This window comes from Solwaraspora sp. WMMD1047, from assembly GCF_029626155.1.
Classification (GTDB): domain Bacteria; phylum Actinomycetota; class Actinomycetes; order Mycobacteriales; family Micromonosporaceae; genus WMMD1047.
This window is the reverse complement of the sequence record NZ_JARUBL010000001.1, coordinates 5,097,069-5,122,034: the sequence shown is the minus strand read 5'-3', so window position 1 is coordinate 5,122,034 and position 24,966 is coordinate 5,097,069. Positions and strand designations below refer to the sequence as shown.

Below are 24,966 nucleotides of genomic sequence, written 5' to 3'. Positions count from 1 at the left end.
GTGGCGGTCGTCGTCGCTCAGGCCGACGTGCGGGCGGCGGTGCTGAGCAGAGCATCCGGCGCGGGTGGCGGGGGATCGGGGTCGTCGGGTAGGGCGACCCGGGCGGTCTCGGCCAGCGCCACTCCGGCCAGCACGAGCAGCCCGCCGGTGAGCTGGGCGGGGTTGAGCGCCTCGCCCGCGCCGAGCACCACCCAGGCCACCGTCGCGGCGAGCAGCGGCTCGACCATGCCGATGATCCCGACGCTTGTCGCCGGCAGGTGGCGCAGGGCGCCGGCCACCAGCAGGTACGGCAGGATCGAGCCGAGCACCACCACGTACCCGCAGAGCAGGGCGACCGGCACGCCGTCGGCGGTGCGGTCGCCGAGCGGCCCCCAGCCGCCGGCGCCGACGGTGCCGGCCCGGGTGAGCAGGCCGGCCACGGCCGAGGCGCCGAACGCCCAGGTGGTCAGCGACAGGGTGTCGCGCTGCCGGACGCCGCGGGCGCCCAGGACGTAGTAGAACGCCAGGAAGCCGGCCGCCCCGAGCCCGGCGATCACCCCGAGGCCGTCCAGCTTGAGATCGCCCCAGACCTCGGCCACGCAGGCCAGCCCGGCGAGGCTGAGCGCCAGCCCCAACCAGAGCCGGGACCGCACCCGCTGCCGCTGGCCGAACCGGGCCCAGAGGGCGACCAGCAGCGGCGCGGTGAACTCGAACAGCAGCGCGATGCCCACCGGCAGCCGGGAGATCGCCACGAAATACAGCATCGGTACGAGGAAGAAGCCAGTCAGCCCGTACCCGATAAGCAGGGGCAGTTCGCGGAGGGTGACCCGCAGGCGGCGGGCGCCGGGGCGCAGCACCAGGCTCAGCGCGAGCAGACCGACGAACGCTCCGGCGGCCCGCAACAGGGTGAGTTGCGGGGCCTCGATCCCGGCCCGCAGCACCAGCTTGGAGACCGTGCCGTTGACGGCGAACAGCGCGCCGGCGGCGATCACCATGCCGACGCCGAGGGCGGGACGTCCACTCGTCATGGGCCGAGGCTAGCCACCGGCAGTCAGGGGTGGAAGCGGATATCGCCCGTTACCAGAGGGTGGGACCGGCGGGCCGGAAAAACTTCGGCGTACGACTTGACCCTGGACCCAGGTCCGGGTTCTAGCCTCGATGCATGGCCGGAGTTGAGGCGCCCGCCGGGCTGACCACCGCCCAGGTGGCCGGCGGCGCGGGCATACCGATCGACACCCTGCGGTACTACGAGCGGACCGGGTTGCTGCCCCCGCCGCCGCGCACCAGCGGCGCGCACCGGCGCTATCCGGTCGCCGTGCTGGACCGGCTGCGGTTCATCCGGGGCGCCCAACGGCTCGGGCTGACGCTGGCCGAGATCCGCGACCTGCTGGCCGTACGCGACACCGGGGTCTGCCCGTGCGAGCCGGCCGAGGTGCTGCTGCGCCGGCACCTGGCCGAACTCGACGCCGAGATGGCCCGGTTGGCCGCGTTGCGCGGCGAGCTGACCGGGATGCTCGCCCGAATGCCCGGCCCGGACTGCCCGGACCCGGCCCCGGGCACCTGGTGCCCACCCGTCGCCGCCGAACCGGTGGCGGCGCTGCCTGATCCGGAAGGGAGGTGAACCGTCATGACCTGTCCGTGCTGCGAAGGCCCCTGCGACTGCTGCTGACGCGGTGAGTCGATGATCGTCGTCCCGTCCCGAGGCGCCCGGGCGGGCCGACCCACGCTCAGTCCGCGATGCCCTACCGGTAGCGCAGCTCGTGGTCGAAGATCAGCCCGGCCGGCACCTTCGCCCCTCCCGGTTGGTTGAGTCCGGCGACGAGTGGTGGACGATGGCCGGCAACATGCGCCACAATTGTGGCCATGACAACAGAGTCGCTTCGTAGCGTTCGCGACCACCTCTCTGAGTATGTCGACCGAGTGGAGCGCGAACACGAGCGGATCGTCCTGACCCGCAACGGTCGAGCCGCTGCCGTCTTGATCAGTCCCGAGGATCTTGCACAGCTAGAGGAGACGATCGCCGTGTTACGCGATCCGGATGCCTTGGCCGAGATTCGCGAGGCCGACGACGCGTACGCGCGCGGTGACGTCCTTCGGGGCGTCGACGAGGTGCGCAGGCTCCGCCGGTGACCGACTACGAGTTGGTGGTGACCCCGCCTGCACGTAGGGCACTCTCGTACGCCTTGCCCGAGTCTGTCGCCTCCGCCGCGATCGAATTTCTCACAAACACTCTGGTGCGCAATCCGCACCGAGTGGAAAAGCCACTGCAGTTCGAATTGACGGGCATCTGGGCCGCGCGCCGCGGGACCTACCGGGTGCTGTACCGCATCAACGACGACAAGCACGAGGTTGTCGTGTTGCGAATCGAACACCGGCGTGATGCGTATCGGCCCAGGTAGCGGTGGGCCGATGATCGTCGTCCCGTCCCGAGGCGTCCGGGTGGGCCATCGGCCTGGTGCAACGGCCGGCCGGCATCTTCGACGGACTCCGAACCGATGGGCCGAGGTCGTCGGGCTGCAACGCCTCGCGGCGACGAGGCGGGCCTGCGCAAGCTCACCCCGTCGGACGTCCTCCTGTTCGACGTTCTCGGCTGGTTCGGCGGCTAGCGGCCGTCGTGCCGTGGCTTTCTGCCTGCCGTATCAGGCGTTCGAGTCCCCCGGTCCCGAGCCTGGTCGAGATCGATCGGGTAGTCCTCGATCACGTCTGCCGCACAGAGGCGCAGGATCACGCCGACCAGCGGCACCGGAAGGTCGTCCATCCGAAACAGGCTCAGGCTCGGGTAAATCACGCGGTTGCCACCCCAGGGCGGTATCTCGCGGGAGTAGTGGATACCGTCCCGGTCCTTTGCGCACCAGGATGGGTGTTCCCGTGTTGAGGGCTGGGCGTCGATCGCGGGAAGCTCGCCGGGCATGACCATTGGGATCTCCTTGTCGGGCTCGTCGATGGAGTCCACCCTATTAGTAGACGTCTACCACGTCTACCACGTGGCGTACGTGGATCACGAGGCTCACGTATGTCGAGTGCGGCAGGCTTGGGGGCATGGCACGTCCACGCGAGGTTGACCCCTGGGACCCCACCCCGATCTACCTGCAGATCGCGGGATTCCTGCGCGAGGACATCGAGAGCGGGAAGCTTGCCCCGGGCGCGCAGTTGCCCAGTGAGAAAGAGATCCAGCAGACGTACGGGGTGGCTCGGGAGACCGCCAGGGCGGTGGTACGCAAGCTCAGGGACGAGGGGCGGGTGGTGACGCTGCCCGGCCGGGGCACCTTCGTCCCTCCCGGTTGATTGAGTCCGGCGACGAGTACCGGACGGTGACCGGCAACGGCTTGTCCCGGACGTAGACAGCCTCGCCGATGTGGCTGCGCGGGTTGCCCTCGACCTTGAGCACGCCTAACGCGCGCTAGTTCGGTCGCCCGCAGCGCGTACTCGTTCCTTTCGTTATTCCGCGTGGATCTCGTAGCGCAGCCGGCGGCTCTTGGCTGGCATCCTCAGCTCGCTCACCTCGACAGGGAGACCGGGCTCCGTCGAACTGACCCGGAAGATCCGCAGCGTCCAGTCCTGGTTGTCGAGCCGGAGCGCGTCTCGTTCCCGGGCCGTTGGGCGGTGGGCGTAGACATCCTCCCGAATTCGGCATGGACGGTGGCCGAGTTCGGCGAGCAGCCGGACGGCGCCGCCCCGGATCTTACGCGGCTCGGCGAGTGCGGTGCCCCTGGGCGAGCTGGGCCGGATAGTAGGAGTCGGTCAGCTCGACCGGCCGGTCGTCGAGGAACATCACCCGGCGCCGAACGACGACCCGGTCGTCGCCGAGGGCCTCGACAACCTCCGGGGGCGCTGTGGACTCGCCCACCTCGCTGAGATGCTGGGTTCCGTGCCCGCCGAGCCGGCGCGCCTCTTCGGCCCATTCGTCCCGTGCCTCGCTGGTCGCGGTGACGTACGGCAGGGAGGAACCAACCCATCTCGCTGCGTTCATCCTCGTCTCCCGAGCTGTCGTGTCGAGCCGTGGCGTAAAGGGATTCTTGGACTCTAAGGCGGGGCGCCTCCTTCACCGAAACTCCCGGTGGGAGCTGGCCGAGCATCAGCCGGATTCCTTGCGGGTGGTGTCCGTCTGCCTCCTTGGGGGGTGCTGGTGGGTGGGGTGTCGAGGGTTGCGTTTTTGTCGGGGGCGGGGTGTACTCTCAGCAGTAGTTAGAACGAGTGTTCGATTGAGTCGTACACTCGGACTGACACACACCGGAGGAGGCGTTCGCGGCGCCGGCTTCCGGAGTGCGGCTCCGCGGGCCGCACAGGTTCCGGATCCGGCCGGGTCTGGGCCATCAAGGCAGGACCGCTGGTCGCCACCCACCGACCCCCGGGTGGCGGCCGGCGGACCCGCCGGTTCTGCCGGCCGGGTGTGGTGTGGGGAAGCGTCCACATCCGGCCGGCGAACAGGCCGCCGGTCCAGCCGGCGGTGTGCGTGACCGGTGCGTCTTCCTCCGCAGCGGGTTGATCGAACAGACCGATCGACACAGACGTGTGCCGGCCGATCCCGGCCGGTGGCGTGATGAAGTGGTGACGCGGAGGAGACGTTTCATGCCGACCAACCCGGTCTCGGCGCCACTGGTGCCCGCGCATGTGCTGCCGCACCGCACCCCGGCGCAACTGCTCGCCCTCGCCCGGCAAGGGCTGGCCGAGGCTGCGCAGACCCGGCCGGACGGCCTGCGCTACGCCGGCGCGCACCTGGCCGCCCTGCGCGCCGCCGCCGCCGTCCTCGCCGCCCGGGCCCGACCCGCGCCGGCCCGCCGCAACCGGGTCACCAGCGTCTGGACCCTGCTGGTCATGGTCGCCCCCGAGTTCGGGGAGTGGGCCAGCTACTTCGCGCTCGGCGCGGCCAAGCGGGCCGCCGCCGAGGCCGGCATCCCCCGGGTGGTGACCGCCCGGGAGGCGGACGACCTGCTGCGCTCCGCCGAGCAATTCGTGGCCGTGGTCGAGGTGGCGCTCGGCGTCGCCCACCAACCGGTCCTCGACGGACTGCCGCCAGCGGACGGGCTTGCCGCGGCCTGACCGTCGCGGCGGTTGGCGAACCTTCTTAACCACCTGAACACCTGGATATCTGGCGCTATCAGTACTGCGGGGGTGAGAGCCGATGGCGGGGCGGATGTTGGCCGGGTCCGCCGCGTTGGCCGCCCTGGTACGTCCGGCGAGCGAGCCGGACCCGACCGGGCCGCACCGGCTGTTGCCGGTGCTGCCCGCGTTGACCGGGCTGCTGCCCGCCCGGGGGTTACGCCGGGGGAGCACGGTCGCGGTGACCTCCGGCCAGCCGGCGCGCGGCTGCACCTCCCTGGTGCTCGGGCTGCTGGCCGAGGCGTCCCGGTCTGGCTCGTGGTGCGCGGTGGTGGGCGTGCCGACCCTGGGTGCGGTGGCCGCGGCCGACCTCGGCATCGCGTTGGACCGGCTCGCCCTGGTGCCACACCCCGGCCCGGACTGGGCGACCGTGGTCGCCGCCCTGATCGACGGGGTCGACGTGGTGGTAGTCGCCGTGCCAGGCCAGGTCAGCGCCTCCGTGACCGGGCGGCTGGCGGCCCGGGCCCGGCAGCGCGGCAGCGTGCTCGTCCCCTACGGCGGCTGGGAGGGGGCTGACGTCACGCTCCGGGTGGTCCGCGGGATGTGGGAAGGGCTCGGCGCGGGCCGTGGCCGGCTGCGCCGGCGCGAGGTGACAATCGCCGCCCTGGGGCGCGGCGCCGCAGCCCGGCCCAAGGAGATCAGGATCTGGCTGCCCGGCGATGCGACGACCCGGCCGGGTCCGAGGTCGGGGTCGGGGTCGGGATCTGGGCCGGGATGGGGACCGGAGTCGGGTCCGAGGGCTGCGCCGGAGCGGTCCAGGGCGTCGCTGACCGTGGTGCGTGGCCGGTGAGCGGCGTACGGACCCTGCTGCTCTGGTGCCCGGACTGGCCGGTGATCGCTGCCGAGATCGTGGCCGGGGTGCCGGCCGACGAGCCGGTGGTGGTGCTGCGCGCCAACCGGGTGATCGCCTGTTCGCCCGCCGCCCGCGCCGAGGGGATCCGCCTGGGGTTGCGCCGGCGCGAGGCGCAGAGCCGATGCCCGACGCTGACCACTGTGGACCACGACCCTGGTCGGGACGCCCGGGCCTTCGAGCCGGTGGTCGCCGCGGTGGAGGAGGTCGTCGCCGGGGTCGAGGTGGTGCGGCCGGGAGCCTGCGCGCTCGCCGCCCGGGGACCGGCCCGCTACTTCGGCGGCGAGGAGTCGGCCGCCGAGCGGATCGTCGAGCACGTCGCCCAGAGCTGCGCGGTGGAGAGCCAGATCGGCATCGCGGACGGGGTGTTCGCCGCCGGGCTGGCCGCCCGCACCGGCCGGATCGTCCCGCCCGGCGGTACCGCCGGGTTCCTCGCCGACCAGCCCGTCGAGGCGCTCGGCCGGCCGGCCCTGACCGACCTGCTGCGCCGGCTCGGGGTGCGTACCCTGGCCGAGTTCGCGGCGCTGCCGGCCGGGGACGTGCTGGCCCGGTTCGGGTTCGACGGCGCGTTGGCGCACCGGCTCGCCGCCGGGTACGACCACCGCCCGCTCGCGGTCCGCAGCCCACCGCCGGACCTGGCCGTCGCCGACACCTTCGACGAGCCGCTGGAGCGGGTGGACACCGCCGCGTTCGCCGCCCGGTCGCTCGCCGAGCGGCTGCACGCCCGACTCGCCGGCTACGGGCTGGCCTGCACCCGGCTCGGCATCGAGGCGGTCACCGAACACGGTCAGGAACTGCACCGGGTCTGGCGACACGACGGGCTGCTCACCGCCGCCGCCATCGCCGACCGGGTCCGCTGGCAACTCGACGGCTGGCTCTCCGGCACCAACCGCCGAGGCGGTACCGCCGGGCCGGCCGTGCTGGGCGGTGCCGGATTGGCCGTGGGTGGCGGTGGGGCGGGCGCTCTGCGGCGGCCCACCGCCGGGATCGTTCGGCTGCGGTTGATTCCGGCCGGGGTGCTGGCGCAGGCCGGGCTGCAACCGGGGCTGTGGGGCGAGACGGGAGAGGAACGCGAGCGGGCGCACCGGGCGCTGAGTCGGGTACAGGGCATCCTCGGGCCGGAGGCGGTGGTCACGGCGGTGCTCGGCGGTGGGCGCTCGCCACTGGACCAGACCCGGCTGGTGCCGTGGGGGGATGAGCGGGTTCCCAGCCGCCCGGCCGAACCGCCCTGGCCCGGTCGGCTGCCCGGGCCGGCGCCGGCGATGGTGCTGGCGGCCCCGGTGCCGGTGACCGTGTACGACACCGACGGCGCACCGGTCGGGGTGACCGCCCGGCTGGCGGTCAGCGCGGCTCCGGCCCGACTCGTCGTGAACACCGGCCAGCCAGACCGGAGTGATGCGCGGGGAGGCGAAATCGTCGGGTGGGCGGGGCCGTGGCCGATTGACGAGCGCTGGTGGGCGCCGGGCGAGGCGCGACGGCGGGCCCGGTTCCAGGTGTGCCTGGCCGACGGCACGGCGCTGCTCCTCTCCCTGTCCAACGGAGCCTGGGCGATCGAAGCGATCTATGACTGAGATGCGCCGAGCCGAGATTTCGATCTTGGTAGCTAACGGCCCCTATGGGGGCCATTCCTTACCATCTGTTGGCGGGACGTGATGGGGTTCCACAATCCGGAGGTGCCGTGGGGGGAGTTGGAGCGGGCACTGTCGGGGGGAGGGGAGAACAGCGGGGGAGCGGGGGGTGCCGGGCGGGAGCGGCGGCATCTGCAGGTGGTGGATCCGCTCGCCGTCGACGGCGACGGGGGAGACGCGCCGGGCTGGAGCCGCAAGCGGGGCGGCTACACCGCTCCCGGGATCGTCCGGCCGGACGCCCCGGTGCCGTACGCGGAGCTGCACGCGCACAGCAACTTCAGCTTCCTCGACGGGGCGAGCCATCCGGAGGAGCTGGCCGAGGAGGCCACCCGGCTGGGGCTGACCGCGCTCGCGGTCACCGACCACGACGGGTTCTACGGCGTGGTCCGGTTCGCCGAGGCGGCCCGTGCGCTGCGGCTGCCCACCATCTTCGGCGCGGAGCTGTCCCTCGGCCTACCCGGCCCGCAGAACGGTGAACCCGACCCGCTCGGCCGGCACCTGCTGCTGCTCGCCCACGGCCCGGAGGGGTACGCCCGGCTGGCCCGCACCATCGCCCGCGCCCACCTGCGCGGCGGCCAGAAGGGCCGCCCGGTCTACGGCCCGGAGGTGTCGGCGGCGTTGGAGGAGATCGCCGCCGAGCTGCGCGACCACGTGCTGGTGCTCACCGGCTGCCGCAAGGGGACGGTGCCGGCGGCGCTGCTCACCGAGGGGGTCGACGCCGCCGCCCGGGAGCTGGACCGGCTGACCGCGCTGTTCGGCGCCGAGACGGTGGCGGTGGAGCTGACCGACCACGGCGACCCGACCGACGGCGACCGCAACGACGCCCTCGCCGAACTGGCCGCCGCCGCCGGGCTGCCCACGGTGGCCACCACGAACGCGCACTACGCCACCCCGGGCCGGCGCAGACTGGCCACCGCGCTGGCGGCCGTGCGGGCCCGGCGCAGCCTCGACGAACTGGACGGCTGGCTGCCGGCGGCCGGCACCGCGCACCTGCGCAGTGGCGCGGAGATGGCGCAGCGGTTCGCCGCCTATCCGGGGGCGGTGGCCCGGGCCGCCGAGTTCGGCGCCGAGCTCGCCTTCGACCTGCACCTGGTCGCCCCGGCGCTGCCCGACTACCCGGTGCCGCCCGGCCACACCGAGATGAGCTGGCTGCGGAAGCTGACCATGGACGGGGCGCTGGAGCGGTACGGGCCGCCGGAGGCGCACCCGACGGCGTACCGGCAGTTGGAGCACGAGCTGGCGATGATCGAGGCGCTCGGCTTCCCCGGCTACTTCCTGGTGGTCTACGACATCGTGACGTTCTGCCGGCGCAGCGACATCTACTGCCAGGGGCGGGGCTCGGCGGCGAACTCGGCGGTCTGCTACGCGCTGCGGGTCACGAACGTCGACGCGGTCCGGCACAACCTGCTCTTCGAGCGGTTCCTGGCCCCGGAGCGGGACGGGCCGCCCGACATCGACGTGGACATCGAGTCCGACCGCCGGGAGGAGGTGATCCAGCACGTCTACGCGAAGTACGGCCGGGAGCACACCGCGCAGGTCGCCAACGTGATCTCGTACCGGCCCCGGTCGGCGGTGCGCGACATCGCCAAGGCGTTCGGCTTCTCCCCCGGCCAGCAGGACGCCTGGAGCAAGCAGATCGATCATTATGGATCAATTGCGGCCGTTGACGCCGACGAGGTTCCCGCGCACGTGGTCGCGTACGCGAACGAGTTGCAGACCTTCCCCCGGCACCTGGGGATCCACTCCGGCGGGATGGTGATCTGCGACCGGCCGGTGATCGAGGTGTGTCCGGTGGAGTGGGGGCGGATGCCGGGCCGCACCGTCCTGCAGTGGGACAAGGACGACTGCGCCAACGCCGGCCTGGTCAAGTTCGACCTGCTCGGCCTGGGCATGCTCTCGGCGCTGCACTACGCGTACGACCTGATCGAGTCGTCGCTGGATCTGAGCAGCATGTCGCTCGACGATCCGGAGGTCTACGAGATGCTGTGCCGGGCCGACTCGGTCGGGGTGTTCCAGGTGGAGAGCCGGGCGCAGATGGCCACCCTGCCCCGGCTCAAGCCGCGCGAGTTCTACGACCTGGTGGTCGAGGTGGCGCTGATCCGGCCCGGCCCGATCCAGGGCGGCTCGGTGCACCCGTACATCCGGCGCAAGAACGGGCAGGAGGAGGTCAGCTACCCGCATCCGCTGATGCGCAACGCGCTGGAGAAGACCCTGGGGGTGCCGCTGTTCCAGGAGCAGCTCATGCAGATGGCGATCGACCTGGCCGGCTTCGACGCGGCCGGCGCCGACGAGCTGCGCCGGGCGATGGGCTCGAAGCGGTCGGCGGAGCGGATGGCGCAGCTGCGCGACCGGCTCTACGCGGGGATGGCCGCCCGGGGCATCACCGGCGAACTGGCCGACGACATCTTCGTCAAGCTCTCCGCGTTCGCCAGCTTCGGGTTTCCGGAGAGCCACGCGATGAGCTTCGCCTACCTGGTGTACGCCAGCTCCTGGCTCAAGCGCTACCACCCGGCGGCCTTCCTGGCCGCGCTGCTCAACGCCCAGCCGATGGGGTTCTACTCGCCGCAGACCCTGGTCGACGACGCCCGCCGGCACGGGGTGGAGGTGCGCCGCCCCGACATCAACGCCAGCGGCGCCCGGGCGATCCTGGAGTCGACGCCGCGGACCCGGTGGGGCAGCATCCCCGGCGAGCCGCCGCACCAGTGGGGGCTGGGCGGCCCGGCCGTCCGGCTGGGACTGGTGAGCGTCCGCAGCCTCGGTGCCGACCTGGCCGAGCGGATCGAGGCGGAACGGGCCGCCGGTGGGCCGTACCGGGACATGCCGGAGCTGGCCCGGCGGGCCGGCCTGACCGCCGGGCAGCTGGAGGCGCTGGCCACCGCCGACGCGTTCGCCTGTTTCGGACTGACCCGGCGGCAGGCGCTGTGGGCGGCCGGGGCCGCCGCGCAGGACCGCCCCGACCGCCTGCCGGGCACCACCACCGGTACGGAGCCGCCCACGTTGCCGGGGATGGGCGCGGTCGACCGGCTCTACGCCGACGTGTGGGCCACCGGGCTCTCCCCGGAGAGCCACCCGGCCAGGTTCATCCGGTCCCGCCTCGACGAGTTGGGCGCGGTGCCGATCGCCCGGCTGGACCGCTGCGACAACGGCCAGCGGGTCCGGGCCGGCGGCATCGTCACCCACCGACAGCGGCCGGCGACCGCGGGTGGGGTGACCTTCCTGAACCTGGAGGACGAGACCGGCATGCTCAACGTGACCTGCTCGCCGGGGCTGTGGCAGCGCTACCGGCGGGTGGCCCGGACCAGCACGGCGCTCGTGGTGCGGGGCAGGTTGGAGAAGCACGAGGGGGTGCTCAACCTGGTCGCCGACCGGCTGGACGCGGTCGCGGCCCCGGTCAACCCGACCTCCCGGGATTTCCGCTGACCGCCGACCGCGTCCTGGTCCGGTCGGCTACCGGTCCACCTCCGGCTCGGCGCCCGACAGTCGGTTGCGGCTATTGGGCACTCACCCTCCGCTGATGGCGCCCTCGCGGGGAGATGGCCGGCGGTGGGCCGCGAGTGGCTCCACTAGGCTGCTCCGGGTGGGACGAACGAATATTCAGCCGGGCGCCCGGGACGGCGGCCACCCCGCGACGCCCCGGACCGCCGTGGTCTGGGCCGTGCTCCGCCAGGAACTTGACCGGCAGTTCGGGCGTTCCCTCGCCGTGCTCGACGTGGGCGGCGGCACCGGCGGCTTCGCCGTGCCGCTGGCCGAGGCCGGCCACCGGGTGACCGTGGTGGACGCCAACCCGGACGCGCTCGCCGCGCTCAACCGCCGGGCCGCCGAGGCCAAGGTCGCCGACCGGGTACGCGCCGAGCAGGGCGACGGTGACGCGCTCGCCGGCCTGGTCGAACCGGGCAGCGTCGACCTGGTGCTGTGCCACTCGGTGCTGGAGGTGGTCGACGATCCGTCCCGGGTGCTGGGTGCCATCGCCACCGCGCTGCGGCCGGGCGGCGCGGCCAGCGTCCTGGTCGCCAGCCGGGCCGCCGCGGTGCTCAGCCGCGCCACCAACGGCCACCTCGACCTGGCCACCGCGCTGCTGACCGACCCGGACGGCCGGGCCGGGCCGCGGGACACCCTGCGCCGCCGCTACGACGCCGAGAGCGCCGCCGCGCAGTTGCGCTCCGCCGGCCTGCGGGTCGAGCAGACCCACGGGGTACGGGTCTTCGCCGACCTGATCCCGGCGGCGGTCGGCGAGGGCGATCCCGGCGCGCTGCTCGACCTGGAGCTGGCCGCCGCAGCCCACCCGCCCTACCGGGACATCGCCGCCCAGCTGCACCTGTTCGCCCGCCGGACGCCATGAGCGTGGCCGACCTCTCCCGCTGGTCGACCGGACCGGCACCGTTCGACGTCGTCGCTCCCCGCTACGGCACGGCCAGCCTGGCCGACCTGCTGCCCAGCGCGCTGGCGGTGCTCGGGGTCCCGGGCGCGACCGACCGGCTCGGCCTGACCGACCGGCTCGACGGGGTCCGCCGGCTCGCGGTCCTGCTGGTGGACGGGCTGGGCTGGTACCAGATCCCGGTGGCCGCGCCGCACGCGCCGACGCTGGCGGACCTGGCGGTGGCCACCGGCACGCCGCTGACCGCCGGCTTCCCCTCCACCACCCCGACCAGCCTGGTCTCGCTCGGCACCGGCGCCGCCCCCGGCGCGCACGGCGTACTCGGCTTCAAGCTCAACGTGCCCGGCACCGACCGGGTGCTCAACCACACCAACTGGCGGGGGTCGGCCGACGGGCCGGACCCGCGCCGCTGGCAGCCGCTGCCGACGCAGCTGGAGCGGGCCGCCGCGGCCGGCGTGACGGTGACGGTGGTGAGCCGCCCCGAGTACGCCGGCAGCGGCCTCACCGCGGCGGCCAACTCGGGCGGGACGTACCGGGGGGCGGCCGGGGTGGACGTGCTGGCGGCCGAGATGCTGGCCGCGCTCGCCGCCGGTGACGGGCCGACCCTGGTCTCCGGCTACCACCCGGATCTGGACCAGCAGGGTCACCTCAGCGGGGTGGACTCGGCGGCCTGGCGGCTCGCCGCCAGGGATGTCGACCGGCTGCTTCGCCGGCTGGTCGCCGGCCTGCCGGCGGACGCGGCGCTGCTGGTCACCGCCGACCACGGGCAGCTCAACGTGCCGCCCGGGCATCGGTTCGACCTGGACGCCGACCCGCGGCTGCGGGCCGGCGTCCGGCTGGTGGCCGGCGAGCCCCGGGTCCGCTACCTGCACGTGCAGCCCGGCGCGGCGGCGGACGTGGTGGCCACCTGGAGTGCGGTGCTCGGCGAGGCGGCCTGGGTGGCCAGCCGGGCCGAGGCGGTCGCGGCGGGCTGGTTCGGGCCGGTGCCCGAGGAGCACCTGGCCCGGGTCGGCGACGTCGTGGTGGTCTGCAACGGCTCGTACGCGGTGCTCGCCACCGCCACCGACAGCCAGGTCGAGTCCCGGCTGATCGCGTACCACGGATCCTGGACCGCCACCGAGATGACCATCCCGCTGCTGGTGGTCCGGGGCTGACGGTGGACGCCCGCGGGACGACCGGTGTGCGGCCGGTCGCCCCGCGGCCCCCGTGCGTCCGGTCAGGCGCCGGCCGCGTCCAGCCGGGTCAGCTGCTCCGCGGTCAGCTTGACGTCCAGCGCCGGCAGCGCCGCGTCGAACTGGTCGAGCGTGCGTGGCCCGATCAGCGGGATCATCGTCGGCGCGCCCTGGTGCAGCAGCCAGGCCAGCACCAGCTGGTTGGGGGTGACGCCGACCTCGGCGGCCACCTCGGTCAGCACGGCGATCCGGGCCTGCGCGTCCGGCCCGTCGTACGGCTCCATCGCCCAGTGCCCCTGCCGCTTGGCCGGGTCGTCGTAGATCCCCTTCAGGATCGGCGAGTACGCCACCAGGGTCAGGTCGTCGTGCGTGCGCAGGTAGTCCAGCTGCTCGTCGTCCACGATGGACACGTGTGACAGCCCGGCCCGGCGGCGCAGGTAGCTGTGCTGCTGCTGCACGGCCACCGGCGCCGGCCAGCCGTTGCGCTCGCAGAGCTGGCGGATCCGCTCCAGCCGCCAGGTGCGCACGTTCGACCAGCCGATGTGGCGGGCCTTGCCGGCCGCCACCAGCCCGGCCAGCGCCGCCAGCGTCTCCTCCAGCGGCGTGGACCGGTCGTCGACGTGCACGTAGTACAGGTCGACGTGGTCGGTGCCGAGCCGGCGCAGGCTGCCGTCCAGGGCGTGCCGCAGGGTGTCGGCGCCAGCCCCGGCGAACTGCCGCCGGGCGACCTCCCAGTCCGGTTCCGTCGGGTCCGCCCAGACCCGGTCCAGGCCGGTGACCGCCGCGCTGCCCTTGGTGGCCAGGAAGACGTCGTCGCGCCGACCGGAGCGGGCGAACCAGCGTCCGAGCACCGTCTCGCTCTCCCCGCCCCGGCGGTCCTGGCCGGTCCACCACGCGTAGCAGTCGGCGGTGTCCAGGAAGCCGCCGCCGGCGGCCAGATAGCGGTCGAGCATCTCGAACGACGCCTGCTCGTCGGTCTGGGTGCCCATCAGCATGCAGCCGAGGGAGAGCTGGCTGACCTGTTCACCGGTGCGGCCGAGTTCCACCGTCCTCATCTGTGCACTCCTCACGTCTCGTCAGCACCGTCCCCGTTTCCGGTGACCGATGACGCACACGCTAGGAGTTCGAGCGCGCTCGAAGTCAACCTGTCGTACCGGCGAGCTAGCCTGCCGGCATGGGTCGCAGCCAGTCGATGCGCGACGGGGCGGGGAGCGCCCCTGATCCGCGCTTCGGGTCGGCCGCCGACGACACCGGCTGCCCGATCCTGCACGTCGACATGGACGCCTTCTTCGCCGCCGTCGAGGTGCGGCACCGCCCGGAACTGCGCGGCAGGCCCGTCGTGGTCGGCGGAGTCGGGCCGCGCGGGGTGGTCAGCTCCGCCAGCTACGAGGCCCGGCGGTACGGCGTACGCAGCGCGATGCCGACCGCGCGGGCCCGGTCGCTCTGCCCCGGCGCGGTGTTCCTGCCACCGGACTTCAGCCGGTACGCCGCGGCGTCCCGGGCCGTGATGGAGATCTTCCGGGACGTCACACCGCTTGTCGAACCGCTCTCGCTGGACGAGGCGTTCCTCGATGTCTCGGGCGCCCGCCGGCTGCTCGGCCGGCCGGCCGAGATCGCCCGGTTGATCCGGGAGCGGGTCGCCGGGCAGGAGCGGATCACCTGTTCGGTGGGGGTGGCGCCGACCAAGTTCGTGGCCAAGCTCGGCTCGGCCTGGGCCAAGCCCGACGGGCTGGTGGTGGTGCCGGCCGGTCAGGTGCTCGACTTCCTGCACCCGCTGCCGGTGGCCGCGCTCTGGGGGGTGGGGGAGCGGGCCGCCGAGACCCTCCGCCGGCTGGGTCTGCGCACCGTCGGCGACCTGGCCCAGGCGCCGGTCGGCATGCTGCGTGGTGCGCTCGGTGAGGCGGCCGCCGGGCACCTGCACGAGCTGGCCTGGGGTCGGGATCCCCGCCCGGTGAGCCCGGAGCACGTGGAGAAGTCGATCGGCGCCGAGGTCACCTTCGACACCGACGTCGCCGACCAGCGGGTGATCCGGCAATCCCTGCTGGCGCTCGCCGAGAAGGTCGGGGTACGGGTGCGGCAGGCAGGTCAGGTGGGGCGGACGGTGTCGATCAAGGTGCGGTTCGCCGACTTCCGGACCATCACCCGCGCCCGTACCCTCGCCGAGCCGACGGACGTGGCGCATGAGGTGTTCGAGACCGCCCGGTCGTTGTTCGACACGCTCGCCCCCGGTGAGCGGATCCGGCTGATCGGGGTGCGGCTGGAGGGACTCGCGGCGGCCGGCTCGGCGCCGCGTCAGCTCACCCTCGACGCGCCCGAGCACGGTTGGCGGGAGGCGGAGGCCGCGGCCGACGCCGCGGCTGCCCGATTCGGGCGATCCGTGGTGCGTCCAGCGAGCCTGTTGGGGCGCGATGACCTGCGGCGGACGGAAAATCAACCCCGACCGTAGGTCGTCCCGCTTTCCGACCCGCGACCCCCCTCGTAGACTTGCCGGTAAGCAGCCGGTTGGCTGCCACGGTCTGTCGGTCCGACCGGATCGACCAACGTGACCGGGGAGGAGTGCCGTGCCGCTCTCGGAGCACGAGCAGCGGCTGTTCGAGCAGATCGAGCAGTCGCTTGCCGAGGACCCCAAATTCGCCTCGGCTGTGCGTGCCAGCGATCCGCGTTTCCATGCGCGACGTCGCCTGCTCGTCGCTGCCAGCATCGTCATCGCTGGCCTTGCATTGGTTGTCTACGGCACGGTGAGCAAGACGCCGTTGCTCGGCGTGGCGGGATTCGTCGTCATGCTCGGCGCGGCCGCGTTCGCGATGAAGTCGCACCGCAAGGCCCAGACACCGGACCTGCACGTGGTCGGCGGCACCACCAGCCGTCGCACCCGCGGCAGACGGCTGTCGCTGGTCGACCGGCTGGAGGAGAGGTGGCGTCGGCGGCCGGAAGGCCACCGCTGACCGCTCTCCCGCGCTGATCCGCGGATCCGGCCGCACCGGACGGGGCTGACCACGCCCCGTCGACCGGTGCGGCTCAACGCTGCCCGCCCTTCGGCAACCCGGGGAGAACCACCCGTCAGCCCGGAAACACTGCCGCAGCCCAGCCGGCCCGCACTAGTCCGAGCCAACTGGCTGCGATCTTGGTAGCTAATGGCCCCTATGGGGCCCTTTACGTACCAGGGTCGCATCGAGCCGGCCGAAACTACTGGCGGCGTGGAGAGCCGTATGGGGTGCAGGGGTAGGCCGGGCACCGGCGGCGAGATCATGGCGCGCTCAGCCGTTCATAGACAGCCGTTTACGACGGCACCGCGCGCCATGATCACGGGCAGGTGAGCAGGCGGGGGTAGGTGAGCAGGCGCGGCCGGTGGTGCTGTGGGTGGGGTGGTTAGCGGGACGGGGTCAGCGGGGGCGGGTGGTGCTGTGGGAGGGGGTTAGCGGGGGCGGGGGGCGAGCAGGCGGCGTGGGCTCCAGCGCAGTAGGCGGTCGCGGAGCAGGCCGCCTACGGACACCAGCCGGGCGAACCCGTCCGTTGTCGCCGCCCGCCAGCGCAGCAGCACCGACGGTGGCAGCACCGTCGCGACCAACCGGGTCCGCCGGCCGGCGCCGGCCGAGATCGACCGGCGTACCGTGCGGAGCGCCTCGCCGAGTTGGCCGCCGGGCAGCGGATCACGGGCGTACCTGGCCCGCTCCTCGGCCGCGCCCAGCAGCCGGACGGCGGGCACCGAGTCACCGGTGGCCAAACCCGCACCGATGAGCCGGTCGGCGGTCGCCCGGGGCGTCTCGGTCGGATCCACCCGCAGCCGGTAATCGACAAGGGTGTCGATCAGCTCGTCCCAGGCGGCGTGCGCGTCGGCCCGGATCCGGTCGGGGTCCGCGTCCACGGTCATCGCCGGGGCGGCCATCGGCCGGCCACCGCCCGGCCCGCTCGCCTCGCCGGGACCCGCGGGGCCGCCGGGGCCGCCTGCGGCGGCCGCGCCGACCGGCGCGCTGGTCGGGGCGGTGCGACCCTGCCGACGTCGGCGCAGCAGGACCCGGCGCAGGGCCGGCACCGCGAGCAGCCCCAGCAGCAGCACCAGTCCGGCTGCCGTCCACCACGGCCAGCGGGGCGGACCCGGCTCGGTCGGGGCGGTGCCGCCGGTGAACCCCTCGTCGAGGCCGCGGTCGGCCTCGTCCTGCCCGGCCGGGCCGGCCGACGGGTCGGCACCCGGCGCGGCGGTCGGACCGGCCGACGGCGTCACCTCGTCCGGCGCGTCGGTGTCCGGCGCCCACGCCGAACGGGTCGAGCCGGCGACGCTGGCCGCCGGGGTCGCGTCGAAGGGCACCCAGCCCACGGTGTCGAAGTACACCTCGGTCCAGGCGTGCAGGTTGAGGTTGGTCAGGGTGTAGGTGTTCTCGGTGCGCTTGCTGCCGTTGGTGAACCCGAAGGCCACCCGGGCCGGGATGCCGGCCGCCCGGACCAGCCAGGCCATCGCGGCGGCGTACTGCTGGCAGAAGCCGACCTGGTTGGTGAGGAAGTCGACGATGTCCCGGCCGCTGGTGCCGCCCTCGGTGCTCAGGCTGTAGCGGTAGCCGTTCTCCCGGGAGAAGTGGGAGTAGATCGCCATCACCTTGTCGTACTCGGTCCGCTCACCGTCGGTCAGCTCCTCGACCAGCTCATCGACCTCGCGTACCCGCTCGGGCACCGACGTGAAGAGCCGGCGGATCGGGTGCTGGCCGGCCAGTGGCGGCGCGTCGTCGAGGACCGCCGGGGTGAAGTCGGCGCGGAGGTAGTCGAACGAGTAGGTCCGTCCCCGGGACTGGGAACGGTTGGAGAAGACGACCCCCATGTTCTGGTCGAACAGCCAGTTGGCGTCGACGTCGCGCATCTCGACCGGGGTGCTGTAGATCGGCAGGAACGGCATGCTGAAGTCGTCGGTGACCTCGACGGTCGCCTGGTGCTGGGTGTAGCTCACCCGGCGGCTGCCGGCCCGGGGGTTCGGCAGGTCCCGGGTGACCGCCCGGCCGCTGGGGTTGCGGGCGGCGAAACCGTCCGGCCGCAGGTCGTCGGCGACCGCGAGGCGTAGGTAGTACGGATCGTCCTCGGTGGTGGTGACCCGGACCAGGTCGCGGACCTCACCACGGGTGAGCTCCCCGCTGAGCGCGGCGAACAGGTTCACCCGGCCGGGCCCGCCGCCCGCGCCGCCCCGGCCGTTGCCCTCGCCGGCGGCGGTGTTGAACCGGTTCAGCAGCCCGCTTGTCATGTCCGGCATGGCGACCGGCAGCAGCACCGCCACCGCCACCCCGAGCACCGCGAGCCGGCGCCCGGCGGCGGCGAGCGGGGACGGCTCCCAGACGTCCACGTCCCGCCCGTCGCCGGTGAACCGCCGCCCGAAGTGTCGGACCCGGTCCACGTTGTCGGCGACCAGCAGCCAGAGGAAGCCGGCCGCGCCGACGACGAACGGCAGCGGCGAGACGCTGTCGATGATCACCGCCACCGGGACCGAGTAGATGGCCAGCATCGGCAGGCCGGCCAGCGCGGGCCGGCGCAGCCCGACCGCGAGCAGGTCGACCACGATCGCCACCGCGCCCACCCCGGCGACGGTGACGAACAGCAGCGGGTCGGTGTCCGGCACCGGTACGGCGTACCCGCGCATGTCCTGGACCGAGCCGGTGGCCAGCGCGCCGAAGTTGGCGAAGGTGCCCGGCCCGGGCAGCAGGCCGAGCAGCTCCTCGCCGCTGGGGAACATCCAGGTCAGCGCGAGCAGCAGGGCGCCGGTCATGGCGGCGAGCTGCGCCCAGACCGGACCCCGCAGGGTCCGGGTCAGGGTGGCCGCGCCGGCCACCAGGGCGACCGCGAGCAGGCACTGGACCAGCCAGGTCCACCGGTCGAAGATCTCCGAGAGCGGGGCGGCGGCCAGCAGGGTCGCCGCCGCCGCGACGAATCCCAGGTGACGGCGTCCTCTCATGACCTCTCCTCGTTCTCCTCGCTCGGCGAGGACGTATCGGGGTCGACGGCCTGGCGCGGGCGGCCGGTCATTTCACCCCACCGGCCACGGTCTCGGCCAGCACCGCCCGCCAGGCGAAACCCTGCGACCCCCGGGCCGCCTGTGGCCACAGCGCCGGCAGCCTGCTGCCGTGGTCGACGCCGACCACCCGCCAACCGGCCTGCAGCAGAGCCAGCGCCGACGCCCCGTGCGCGTGGTCGGCCTCGGCCCGGGCCGGGGCCGGCAGGTTGAGCCAGGTCGACGCGTCCACCAGGAAACCGACGCAGGTCGCACCGTTGCCGCGCAGCGCCGCCAACACCTCGGCCTCGGCCGTGGTGAGGGTGCCGAGCAGCCCGATGACCAGGCCGCCGTCGGTGCGCTGCCGGACCCGGTCCACCAGTTGCGCCACGTCGCCGCGTTGGTTGAGCCGGACGTCGGCGAGGTAGTCGAGCAGCATCCCGTCGCCGCCGACCTCGGTCGCCTCCACGTCGATCCCGGTGTCGGTCACCAGCCGCAGCTTGTAGCCGGCCTGCCGCAGGTGGACGGCGACGCTGGCGGCCGCCGACACCGCCCACTCGAAGCTGGCGGTCGGACCCTCGCCGCGGTGCGCGTACGCCCGGGTGTCCAGCACGATGGTGGCCCGGCTCTCCCAGGGCTGCTCCTCGCGCCGCACCATCAGCTCACCGGTGCGGGCGGTGGACTTCCAGTGCACCCGGCGCAGGTCGTCGCCGCGCCGGTACTCGCGGGTCGCCGCGTCGTCCTCGCCGTGCACCGCGACCGACCGGGCGCGGCTGTCGCCGGCGCCGGCGTACTCCCCGGCGAGCCGGACCGACGGCAGCGGGGTGACCTGTGGGATCACGGTGAGCCGGTCGACGCTGGGGAAGGCGCGGGTGAGTTCGCAGAGGCCGAACGGGTCGGTGAGGCGGACCACCAGCGGCCCCACCTCGTAGCGGCCCCGCACGTCGGCCCGGACGGTGTACGCCACCGAGCTGGCCTGGTGCGCGCCGAGCCGCTCCAGCACCACCCGGGGCCGGCTGCCGAGCGCGTACGGCAGCCGGTCCTCCAGCATCAGCGTCCCGGTCGGCAGCCGGGACAGGTTCTGCAGCCGGAGCACCACCCGGGAACTCGCGCCGACCGGCACCCGGTGCGGTTCCAGCGAGCGGCTGCAGGCGAGTTTGTAGCGGCTGCGGCCGACGTAGGCCGCGGCCAGCAGCGGCAGGACGGCCAGCAGCACGGCGACCCGGAGCAGGTCGGTCTCGCCCAGGATGGCCGCCGAGATGGCGGCCGCGACGGCCGCGGCGAGGAAGGACCGCCCGCGGGTGGAGAGCCCGCGCAGCGCCTCACGCACGGTCATCGCCTCCGGGGCTCGTACTGGGATCGACTGTCACCGGGGGCCGGTGGTCGGGTGTCGTACGGCGAGCGCTGCCGGTCGTGCGGCAGGGCGAGCCGGTGCACCAGATCGGAGATGACCGCGTCGGTGGTACGCCGGGCCATCTGGGCTTCGCCGGTCGGGATGACCCGGTGGGCGAGTACCGGCACGGCCAGTGCCTGCAGATCGTCCGGCAGCACGTAGTCCCGGCCCTCCAGGGCGGCCACCGCGCGGGCGGTGCGCAGCAGTTGCAGGCTGGCCCGGGGGGAGGCGCCGAGCCGCAGTTCGGGGGACTCGCGGGTGGCGGTGACCAGGTCGACGGCGTACTGCTTGACCACGTCGGCGACGTGCACGTCGCGCACGGTGGCGATCAGCCGGCGCACCGTTCCGGCGTCGGAGACCGGCCGCAACGCGTAGATCGGGTCCCGCCCGCCGTGGACGTCGAGCATGGCCAGCTCGGCTCCGGCGTCGGGGTAGCCCATCGCGATCCGGGCGGTGAACCGGTCCCGCTGCGCCTCGGGCAGCGGGTAGGTGCCCTCCATCTCGATCGGGTTCTGGGTCGCGATCACCATGAACGGCGTCTGCAGTTCGTAGGTGGTGCCGTCGACGGTGACCTGCCGCTCCTCCATGCACTCCAGCAGCGCCGACTGGGTCTTCGGCGAGGCGCGGTTGATCTCGTCGCCGACCACCAGGTTGGCGAAGACCGCGCCCGGCCGGAACTCGAAGTCGTGGGTCTCCTGGTTGTAGACGCTCACCCCGGTGACGTCGCTGGGCAGCAGGTCGGGGGTGAACTGGATCCGCCGGACCGAGCAGTCGATCGAGCGGGCCAGCGCCTTCGCGAGCTTGGTCTTGCCGACCCCGGGGACGTCCTCGATGAGCAGGTGGCCTTCGGCGAGCAGGACGGCGAGCGCGAGTCGTACCGTGGCGGTCTTGCCCTCGATGACCTGCTCGATGTTGGCCACGATGGCGTCGCTGGCGGCACGGAACTCGGCGTGCGGCAGCGCCCCACCCAGCTCGTCCCAGGTCTGTTGTGTCACGGGCCTCCTCCTCGTCGTGGGACGGGTGCACTCGACCAGAGCCCCGGAACCGGGCTCAGGTTCCGGATGTCTCTCCCGTTAGCCGCAGAGACCCCATCAGCATCTCAGGCTATCCAGCATCGCCCGCATCCGACGAGCGCGCGGTGTTACCTCGCGTCTGGACGACTATCGGTACTTCTGCCGACTACCCAAGGTGTATTGCAGTCGGTGCCGCTGGCTGCTCACCGGGAGAACCAAGGGGTATCAGGACCTTATCGCCTGATTTAGGGAATTATGACCGGAGTGGGCTCACCTCGACCCACCGCCTGGAAGGAGCCTCATGCCCACCGCCGCCCCGGTCGGTCCAGTAACGGCCCGCCGGCCGCACCTCGACCGATGATCCTGCCGGTCGTCTTCGTGCTGCTGGGTGGGCTGGCGGCTACCGCGCCGCTGCTCGCCCGGCGCTGGGGGCGCGCCGCCGGTTACCCGCTCGCCGCCGGCTACCTGCTGGCCGTGGGATTGCTGGCCGGTCAACTACCCGGCGTGCTCGCCGGCGGCGTGGTCGAGGTCTCCTGGCGCTGGCTGCCAGCCCTCGGGGTCTCCGCCGGCCTGCGACTGGACGGCCTGGCGATGGTCTTCGCCATGCTGGTCCTCGGCGTCGGCACCCTGATCATGGCGTACTGCCCGCGCTACCTGCATGTCGACCGCGATCACGCGAGTCTCTACCTGCTGCTCACCCTCTTCACCGTCGCGATGCTGGGGCTGATCCTCGCCGCCGACCTGCTCCTGCTCTGCGTGTTCTGGGAGCTGACCTCCCTGCTCTCCTTCGCCCTGATCAGCCACGCCGGCCCGGCCGCCCGCCAACCGGCGATCCGGGCGCTGCTGGTGACCGTGGCGGGCGGCCTGGCGCTGCTGGCCGCGGTGGCGCTGCTGGCCGCCACCTACGGCACCACCGAACTCGACCGGATCCTGGCCGACCCCGCCCGACTGACCGACTCGCCGATGGTCTGGCCGGTCGGCGCCCTGCTGGTGGTGGCCGCCTTCAGCAAGTCCGCCCAGCTGCCGTTCCATTTCTGGCTGCCCAACGCGATGGTCGCCATCACCCCGGTGAGCGCCTACCTGCACGCCGCGACGATGGTGAAGGCCGGCATCTACCTGCTGATGCGCTGCACCCCGCTGTTCGCCGAGGAGAGCGGCTGGCGGTTGACGCTGGCCGCTGTCGGTCTGGCGACCGCGCTCTTCGGTGCCTTCCTCGCGCTTCGCCAGGACGACCTGAAGGCGCTGCTGGCGTACTCCACCGTCAGCCAGCTCGGCCTGCTGGTGTCGGTGATCGGCATCGGCACGCCGCTCGCGCTGGAGGCGGCCCTGCTGCACACCATCGCCCACGCCCTGTTCAAGGCCACCCTCTTCATGCTCGTCGGCATCATCGACCGGGAGGCCGGCAGCCGGGACCTGCGACAGCTCTCCGGGCTCGCCCGGGTGATGCCGGTGACGACCGTGCTCACCGGGCTCGCCGCGATGTCGATGGCCGGCCTGCCCCCACTGATCGGGTTCGTCAGCAAAGAGGTGATCTTCGAGGCGCTGGGCGAGGCGAACCACTGGTGGGCGCCGGTGGCGGCGACGTTGGCGGTCACGGCCTCGGTGCTGACCTTCGCCTACGGCACCCGGATCATGTACGCGTTCAGCGGCCCGATCCGCCAGGACAACCTGTACGAGCCGGCCCTGCCCTTCCTGGCCCCGGCCGGGGTGGCGGCCCTGCTCGGACTCGTGCTCGGGCCCGGCGTCTGGGTACTCAGCACCCTGATCGAACGGGCCACCCTCGACGCCCGGCCCGGTGGCCGCCCGGTGGAGCTGGCGCTCTGGCACGGATTCACCCCGGCGCTGTGGCTGTCGCTGACCACCATCGCCCTGGGCACGGTGCTCTTCCTGGCCCGGCGCACGGTCAACCCGATCGTCAAGGCCGCACCCACCTCGACGCCGGTCGAGCGGGCCTTCGACCGCGCCCACGCCGGCCTGCTGCGGTTCGGGACGCTGGTGGGTCGGCCGGACCGGCGGTCCGGACCCCAGCCGTACCTGCTCCGGCCGGTCCTGGCACTGATCGTGCTGGGCGCGGTCGCGGTGGCCACCCTGGGCCGGCTGACGCCGTGGCCGGGCGGCACCAGCCGGCCGGGCGACTGGCCGCTGGTCGGGCTGCTCGCGCTCGCCGTCGGCGCATTGATGTTCGCTCGTTCCGCGCTGGCCGCGGTCGCGCTCGCCGGCCTGGTCGGCCTGATCATGTCGGTGTGGTTCGTCACCGCCGGCGCGCCGGACGTCGCGCTCACGCTGCTGCTGGTCGAGGTGTTGACCGCGGTGCTGGCGATGCTCGTCCTGCGCGGCCTGCCGGCCCGGCTGCCGACCACGCCGCGGCGTCGTGGCGTCGTGCTCGCCGCGACGGTGGGAGTCGCGGCTGGCCTGGCCGCGGCGTACCTCACCGCCGCCCTGACCGGCCGGGCGGGTCTGTCCGAACCGGGCCGCTACTTCCTGACCAACGCCGCGGCGCAGGTCGGCGGCGAGAACGTGGTCAACACCATCCTCGTCGACTTCCGGGCCCTGGACACGCTCGGCGAGGCCGTGGTGCTCGCCTCGGTGGCACTCGGTCTGGGCACACTGCTGCGGCCCGCGCCCGACGGAACGCGCGGCCGCGCCGCCGCCGCTCCGGGCGGAGCTCCCGGGCACGACACCGCTGACCCGGGCGGAGCCGTCGAGCGGCCCGGGAAGGCTGCCGTCGACATCGTGCTCTGGTTCGCCTACCGGGCCCTCACCCCGGTCATGCTCGCGGTCTCCGGCTTCCTCTTCCTGCGTGGACACGACGAGCCCGGTGGCGGATTCATCGCCGCGCTGGTCGCCGGGACCGCGCTCGGACTGGGCCAACTGGCCTTCCCCGGATCGCGGGCACCCCTGCTCGGCCGGGTCCGCGCCCGGCCGCTGCTGGCGACCGGGCTGCTGCTCGCGGTGCTGACCGGGCTGGGCGCGACGGTGCGGGCCGAGCCCTTCCTGTCCCCGGTGTCGCTGCGCTGGCCGGGGTCGGCCGGCCCGTCGGTCTCCGGGGCGCTCCTCTTCGACCTCGGCGTCTACCTGCTCGTGCTCGGCCTGATCGCGGCGTCGACGCACCAACTCGGCACGCCACCGGGCCGGCACGGGCCGGCCCCGGATCCGATGCCGGCGACGCCCGGGCCGACGGTGCCGGCCGGTCCCGGGGCGGCGGGCCGATGACCGCGGCGATCACCGTCGGGCTCCTCGTCGCCGGAGGGGTCTTCCTGCTGCTGAGCCGGGGAATCGTCCGGATCGTCGTCGGGTTCGTGCTGCTCGGCCACGGGGTGAACGTGCTGCTCCTGGCGGCGGGCGGGCTGGACCGGCGGGCCGCGCCACTGGATGGGGCAGGCCCGGCGGAAAGCGCCGATCCACTGCCGCAGGCATTCATTCTCACCGCGATCGTGATCACCTTCGGAGTCACGGTGTACCTGCTCGGCCTCGCCCGCGCCGGTCGCTCC

Annotated in this window: 22 protein-coding genes and 1 pseudogene; 14 read left to right on the top strand and 9 right to left on the bottom strand. The window is 73.5% G+C overall.

The genetic code is table 11. The annotated features are described in order from the left end of the window. Window positions 1–17: 17 nt before the first annotated feature. The gene (locus O7627_RS23140; protein WP_278095589.1) at window positions 18–1,007 is read right to left on the bottom strand and encodes an EamA family transporter; all 990 of its coding nucleotides are present in this window, start codon (window positions 1,005–1,007) and stop codon (window positions 18–20) included. Between the two features lie 134 nt (window positions 1,008–1,141). Here O7627_RS23140 and O7627_RS23135 point away from each other — a divergent pair, with 134 nt between their 5' ends. After that, window positions 1,142–1,600: a heavy metal-responsive transcriptional regulator gene (locus O7627_RS23135; RefSeq protein ID WP_278095588.1), complete on the top strand. Its 459-nt coding sequence runs from the start codon at window positions 1,142–1,144 to the stop codon at window positions 1,598–1,600. Window positions 1,601–1,721: 121 nt separating this feature from the next. Here the strand turns inward: O7627_RS23135 and O7627_RS23130 are convergent, their stop codons facing one another. Beyond that, window positions 1,722–1,844 (bottom strand): hypothetical protein, encoded by a 123-nt coding sequence (locus O7627_RS23130; protein WP_278095587.1) that lies wholly within the window; start codon window positions 1,842–1,844, stop codon window positions 1,722–1,724. On the opposite strand from O7627_RS23130, the gene O7627_RS23125 reads away from it, so the two are divergent. Both O7627_RS23125 and O7627_RS23120 read left to right on the top strand, forming a co-directional pair. Then, complete coding sequence (locus O7627_RS23125; RefSeq protein WP_278095586.1) at window positions 1,843–2,109, top strand: type II toxin-antitoxin system Phd/YefM family antitoxin; 267 nt, start codon at window positions 1,843–1,845, stop codon at window positions 2,107–2,109. The genes O7627_RS23130 and O7627_RS23125 overlap by 2 nt on opposite strands. Further along, complete coding sequence (locus O7627_RS23120) at window positions 2,106–2,378, top strand: type II toxin-antitoxin system RelE/ParE family toxin (protein WP_278095585.1); 273 nt, start codon at window positions 2,106–2,108, stop codon at window positions 2,376–2,378. Before O7627_RS23125 ends, O7627_RS23120 begins: the two co-directional genes overlap by 4 nt. 203 nt (window positions 2,379–2,581) lie before the next feature. On the opposite strand, the gene O7627_RS23115 is transcribed toward O7627_RS23120, so the two are convergent. Further along, complete coding sequence (locus O7627_RS23115) at window positions 2,582–2,932, bottom strand: hypothetical protein (RefSeq protein ID WP_278095584.1); 351 nt, start codon at window positions 2,930–2,932, stop codon at window positions 2,582–2,584. A gap of 86 nt (window positions 2,933–3,018) precedes the next feature. Here O7627_RS23115 and O7627_RS23110 point away from each other — a divergent pair, with 86 nt between their 5' ends. Then, the gene (locus tag O7627_RS23110; protein ID WP_278095583.1) at window positions 3,019–3,264 is read left to right on the top strand and encodes a winged helix-turn-helix domain-containing protein; all 246 of its coding nucleotides are present in this window, start codon (window positions 3,019–3,021) and stop codon (window positions 3,262–3,264) included. A gap of 153 nt (window positions 3,265–3,417) precedes the next feature. Here the strand turns inward: O7627_RS23110 and O7627_RS23105 are convergent, their stop codons facing one another. Both O7627_RS23105 and O7627_RS23100 read right to left on the bottom strand, forming a co-directional pair. Next, complete coding sequence (locus O7627_RS23105) at window positions 3,418–3,606, bottom strand: hypothetical protein (protein WP_278098395.1); 189 nt, start codon at window positions 3,604–3,606, stop codon at window positions 3,418–3,420. Between the two features lie 55 nt (window positions 3,607–3,661). Continuing rightward, complete coding sequence (locus O7627_RS23100; protein ID WP_278095582.1) at window positions 3,662–3,949, bottom strand: UTRA domain-containing protein; 288 nt, start codon at window positions 3,947–3,949, stop codon at window positions 3,662–3,664. A 599-nt stretch (window positions 3,950–4,548) separates the two neighbouring features. Between O7627_RS23100 and O7627_RS23095 the strand changes: the two genes are divergently transcribed. From O7627_RS23095 to O7627_RS23070, 6 genes are all read left to right on the top strand, one after another. Then, on the top strand, window positions 4,549–5,019 hold the full coding sequence (locus O7627_RS23095) for an SAV_6107 family HEPN domain-containing protein (protein WP_278095581.1): 471 nt from the start codon (window positions 4,549–4,551) through the stop codon (window positions 5,017–5,019). An 82-nt stretch (window positions 5,020–5,101) separates the two neighbouring features. After that, a complete protein-coding gene (locus tag O7627_RS23090) occupies window positions 5,102–5,869 on the top strand; it encodes a hypothetical protein (RefSeq protein ID WP_278095580.1) in 768 nt (255 codons plus the stop codon). Then, entirely contained in the window at window positions 5,866–7,500 is a 1,635-nt protein-coding gene (locus O7627_RS23085) for a DNA polymerase Y family protein (protein ID WP_278095579.1), read from the top strand. Before O7627_RS23090 ends, O7627_RS23085 begins: the two co-directional genes overlap by 4 nt. A gap of 81 nt (window positions 7,501–7,581) precedes the next feature. Then, window positions 7,582–10,977 (top strand): error-prone DNA polymerase, encoded by a 3,396-nt coding sequence (locus O7627_RS23080; RefSeq protein WP_278098394.1) that lies wholly within the window; start codon window positions 7,582–7,584, stop codon window positions 10,975–10,977. A 157-nt stretch (window positions 10,978–11,134) separates the two neighbouring features. Further along, a complete protein-coding gene (locus O7627_RS23075; protein WP_278095578.1) occupies window positions 11,135–11,896 on the top strand; it encodes a methyltransferase domain-containing protein in 762 nt (253 codons plus the stop codon). After that, a complete protein-coding gene (locus tag O7627_RS23070) occupies window positions 11,893–13,086 on the top strand; it encodes a nucleotide pyrophosphatase/phosphodiesterase family protein (RefSeq protein ID WP_278095577.1) in 1,194 nt (397 codons plus the stop codon). Before O7627_RS23075 ends, O7627_RS23070 begins: the two co-directional genes overlap by 4 nt. Before the next feature lie 62 nt (window positions 13,087–13,148). On the opposite strand, the gene O7627_RS23065 is transcribed toward O7627_RS23070, so the two are convergent. Then, window positions 13,149–14,159, bottom strand: coding sequence for an aldo/keto reductase (locus O7627_RS23065; protein WP_278095576.1), 1,011 nt, complete (start codon window positions 14,157–14,159; stop codon window positions 13,149–13,151). A gap of 119 nt (window positions 14,160–14,278) precedes the next feature. Here O7627_RS23065 and O7627_RS23060 point away from each other — a divergent pair, with 119 nt between their 5' ends. Both O7627_RS23060 and O7627_RS23055 read left to right on the top strand, forming a co-directional pair. Continuing rightward, window positions 14,279–15,550 carry a DNA polymerase IV gene (locus O7627_RS23060; protein ID WP_278095575.1) on the top strand — a complete coding sequence of 424 codons (1,272 nt, stop codon included), beginning with the start codon at window positions 14,279–14,281 and terminating at the stop codon, window positions 15,548–15,550. A 115-nt stretch (window positions 15,551–15,665) separates the two neighbouring features. After that, complete coding sequence (locus O7627_RS23055) at window positions 15,666–16,049, top strand: DUF3040 domain-containing protein (RefSeq protein WP_278095574.1); 384 nt, start codon at window positions 15,666–15,668, stop codon at window positions 16,047–16,049. Between the two features lie 470 nt (window positions 16,050–16,519). Here the strand turns inward: O7627_RS23055 and O7627_RS23050 are convergent, their stop codons facing one another. The 3 genes from O7627_RS23050 to O7627_RS23040 all read right to left on the bottom strand — a co-directional run bounded on the left by O7627_RS23050 (window position 16,520) and on the right by O7627_RS23040 (window position 21,457). After that, window positions 16,520–19,033: a DUF3488 and transglutaminase-like domain-containing protein gene (locus tag O7627_RS23050; RefSeq protein ID WP_278095573.1), complete on the bottom strand. Its 2,514-nt coding sequence runs from the start codon at window positions 19,031–19,033 to the stop codon at window positions 16,520–16,522. Between the two features lie 67 nt (window positions 19,034–19,100). After that, complete coding sequence (locus tag O7627_RS23045) at window positions 19,101–20,399, bottom strand: DUF58 domain-containing protein (protein WP_278098393.1); 1,299 nt, start codon at window positions 20,397–20,399, stop codon at window positions 19,101–19,103. Between the two features lie 2 nt (window positions 20,400–20,401). Next, the gene (locus tag O7627_RS23040) at window positions 20,402–21,457 is read right to left on the bottom strand and encodes a MoxR family ATPase (protein ID WP_278095572.1); all 1,056 of its coding nucleotides are present in this window, start codon (window positions 21,455–21,457) and stop codon (window positions 20,402–20,404) included. A 375-nt stretch (window positions 21,458–21,832) separates the two neighbouring features. Here O7627_RS23040 and mbhE point away from each other — a divergent pair, with 375 nt between their 5' ends. Both mbhE and O7627_RS23030 read left to right on the top strand, forming a co-directional pair. Then, on the top strand, window positions 21,833–24,688 hold the full coding sequence (gene mbhE, locus O7627_RS23035) for a hydrogen gas-evolving membrane-bound hydrogenase subunit E (protein ID WP_278095571.1): 2,856 nt from the start codon (window positions 21,833–21,835) through the stop codon (window positions 24,686–24,688). Next, window positions 24,685–24,942 (top strand): annotated as a pseudogene (locus O7627_RS23030) (NADH-quinone oxidoreductase subunit K); the annotation flags it as partial. The gene mbhE and the pseudogene O7627_RS23030, both read left to right, overlap by 4 nt. Window positions 24,943–24,966: the final 24 nt, after the last annotated feature.

Excerpts from the sequence above, each read along its gene's own strand:
- O7627_RS23130 (WP_278095587.1), bottom strand. The coding sequence starts at position 1,844 with ATGGCCACAATTGTGGCGCATGTTGCCGGCCATCGTCCACCACTCGTC.
- O7627_RS23095 (WP_278095581.1), top strand. The coding sequence starts at position 4,549 with ATGCCGACCAACCCGGTCTCGGCGCCACTGGTGCCCGCGCATGTGCTG.
- O7627_RS23070 (WP_278095577.1), top strand. The coding sequence starts at position 11,893 with ATGAGCGTGGCCGACCTCTCCCGCTGGTCGACCGGACCGGCACCGTTC.
- O7627_RS23060 (WP_278095575.1), top strand. The coding sequence starts at position 14,279 with ATGGGTCGCAGCCAGTCGATGCGCGACGGGGCGGGGAGCGCCCCTGAT.
- O7627_RS23050 (WP_278095573.1), bottom strand. The coding sequence starts at position 19,033 with ATGAGAGGACGCCGTCACCTGGGATTCGTCGCGGCGGCGGCGACCCTG.
- O7627_RS23110 (WP_278095583.1), top strand. The coding sequence starts at position 3,019 with ATGGCACGTCCACGCGAGGTTGACCCCTGGGACCCCACCCCGATCTAC.
- O7627_RS23080 (WP_278098394.1), top strand. The coding sequence starts at position 7,582 with ATGGGGTTCCACAATCCGGAGGTGCCGTGGGGGGAGTTGGAGCGGGCA.
- O7627_RS23090 (WP_278095580.1), top strand. The coding sequence starts at position 5,102 with ATGGCGGGGCGGATGTTGGCCGGGTCCGCCGCGTTGGCCGCCCTGGTA.
- O7627_RS23100 (WP_278095582.1), bottom strand. The coding sequence starts at position 3,949 with ATGAACGCAGCGAGATGGGTTGGTTCCTCCCTGCCGTACGTCACCGCG.
- mbhE (WP_278095571.1), top strand. The coding sequence starts at position 21,833 with ATGATCCTGCCGGTCGTCTTCGTGCTGCTGGGTGGGCTGGCGGCTACC.
- O7627_RS23140 (WP_278095589.1), bottom strand. The coding sequence starts at position 1,007 with ATGACGAGTGGACGTCCCGCCCTCGGCGTCGGCATGGTGATCGCCGCC.
- O7627_RS23135 (WP_278095588.1), top strand. The coding sequence starts at position 1,142 with ATGGCCGGAGTTGAGGCGCCCGCCGGGCTGACCACCGCCCAGGTGGCC.
- O7627_RS23125 (WP_278095586.1), top strand. The coding sequence starts at position 1,843 with ATGACAACAGAGTCGCTTCGTAGCGTTCGCGACCACCTCTCTGAGTAT.
- O7627_RS23065 (WP_278095576.1), bottom strand. The coding sequence starts at position 14,159 with ATGAGGACGGTGGAACTCGGCCGCACCGGTGAACAGGTCAGCCAGCTC.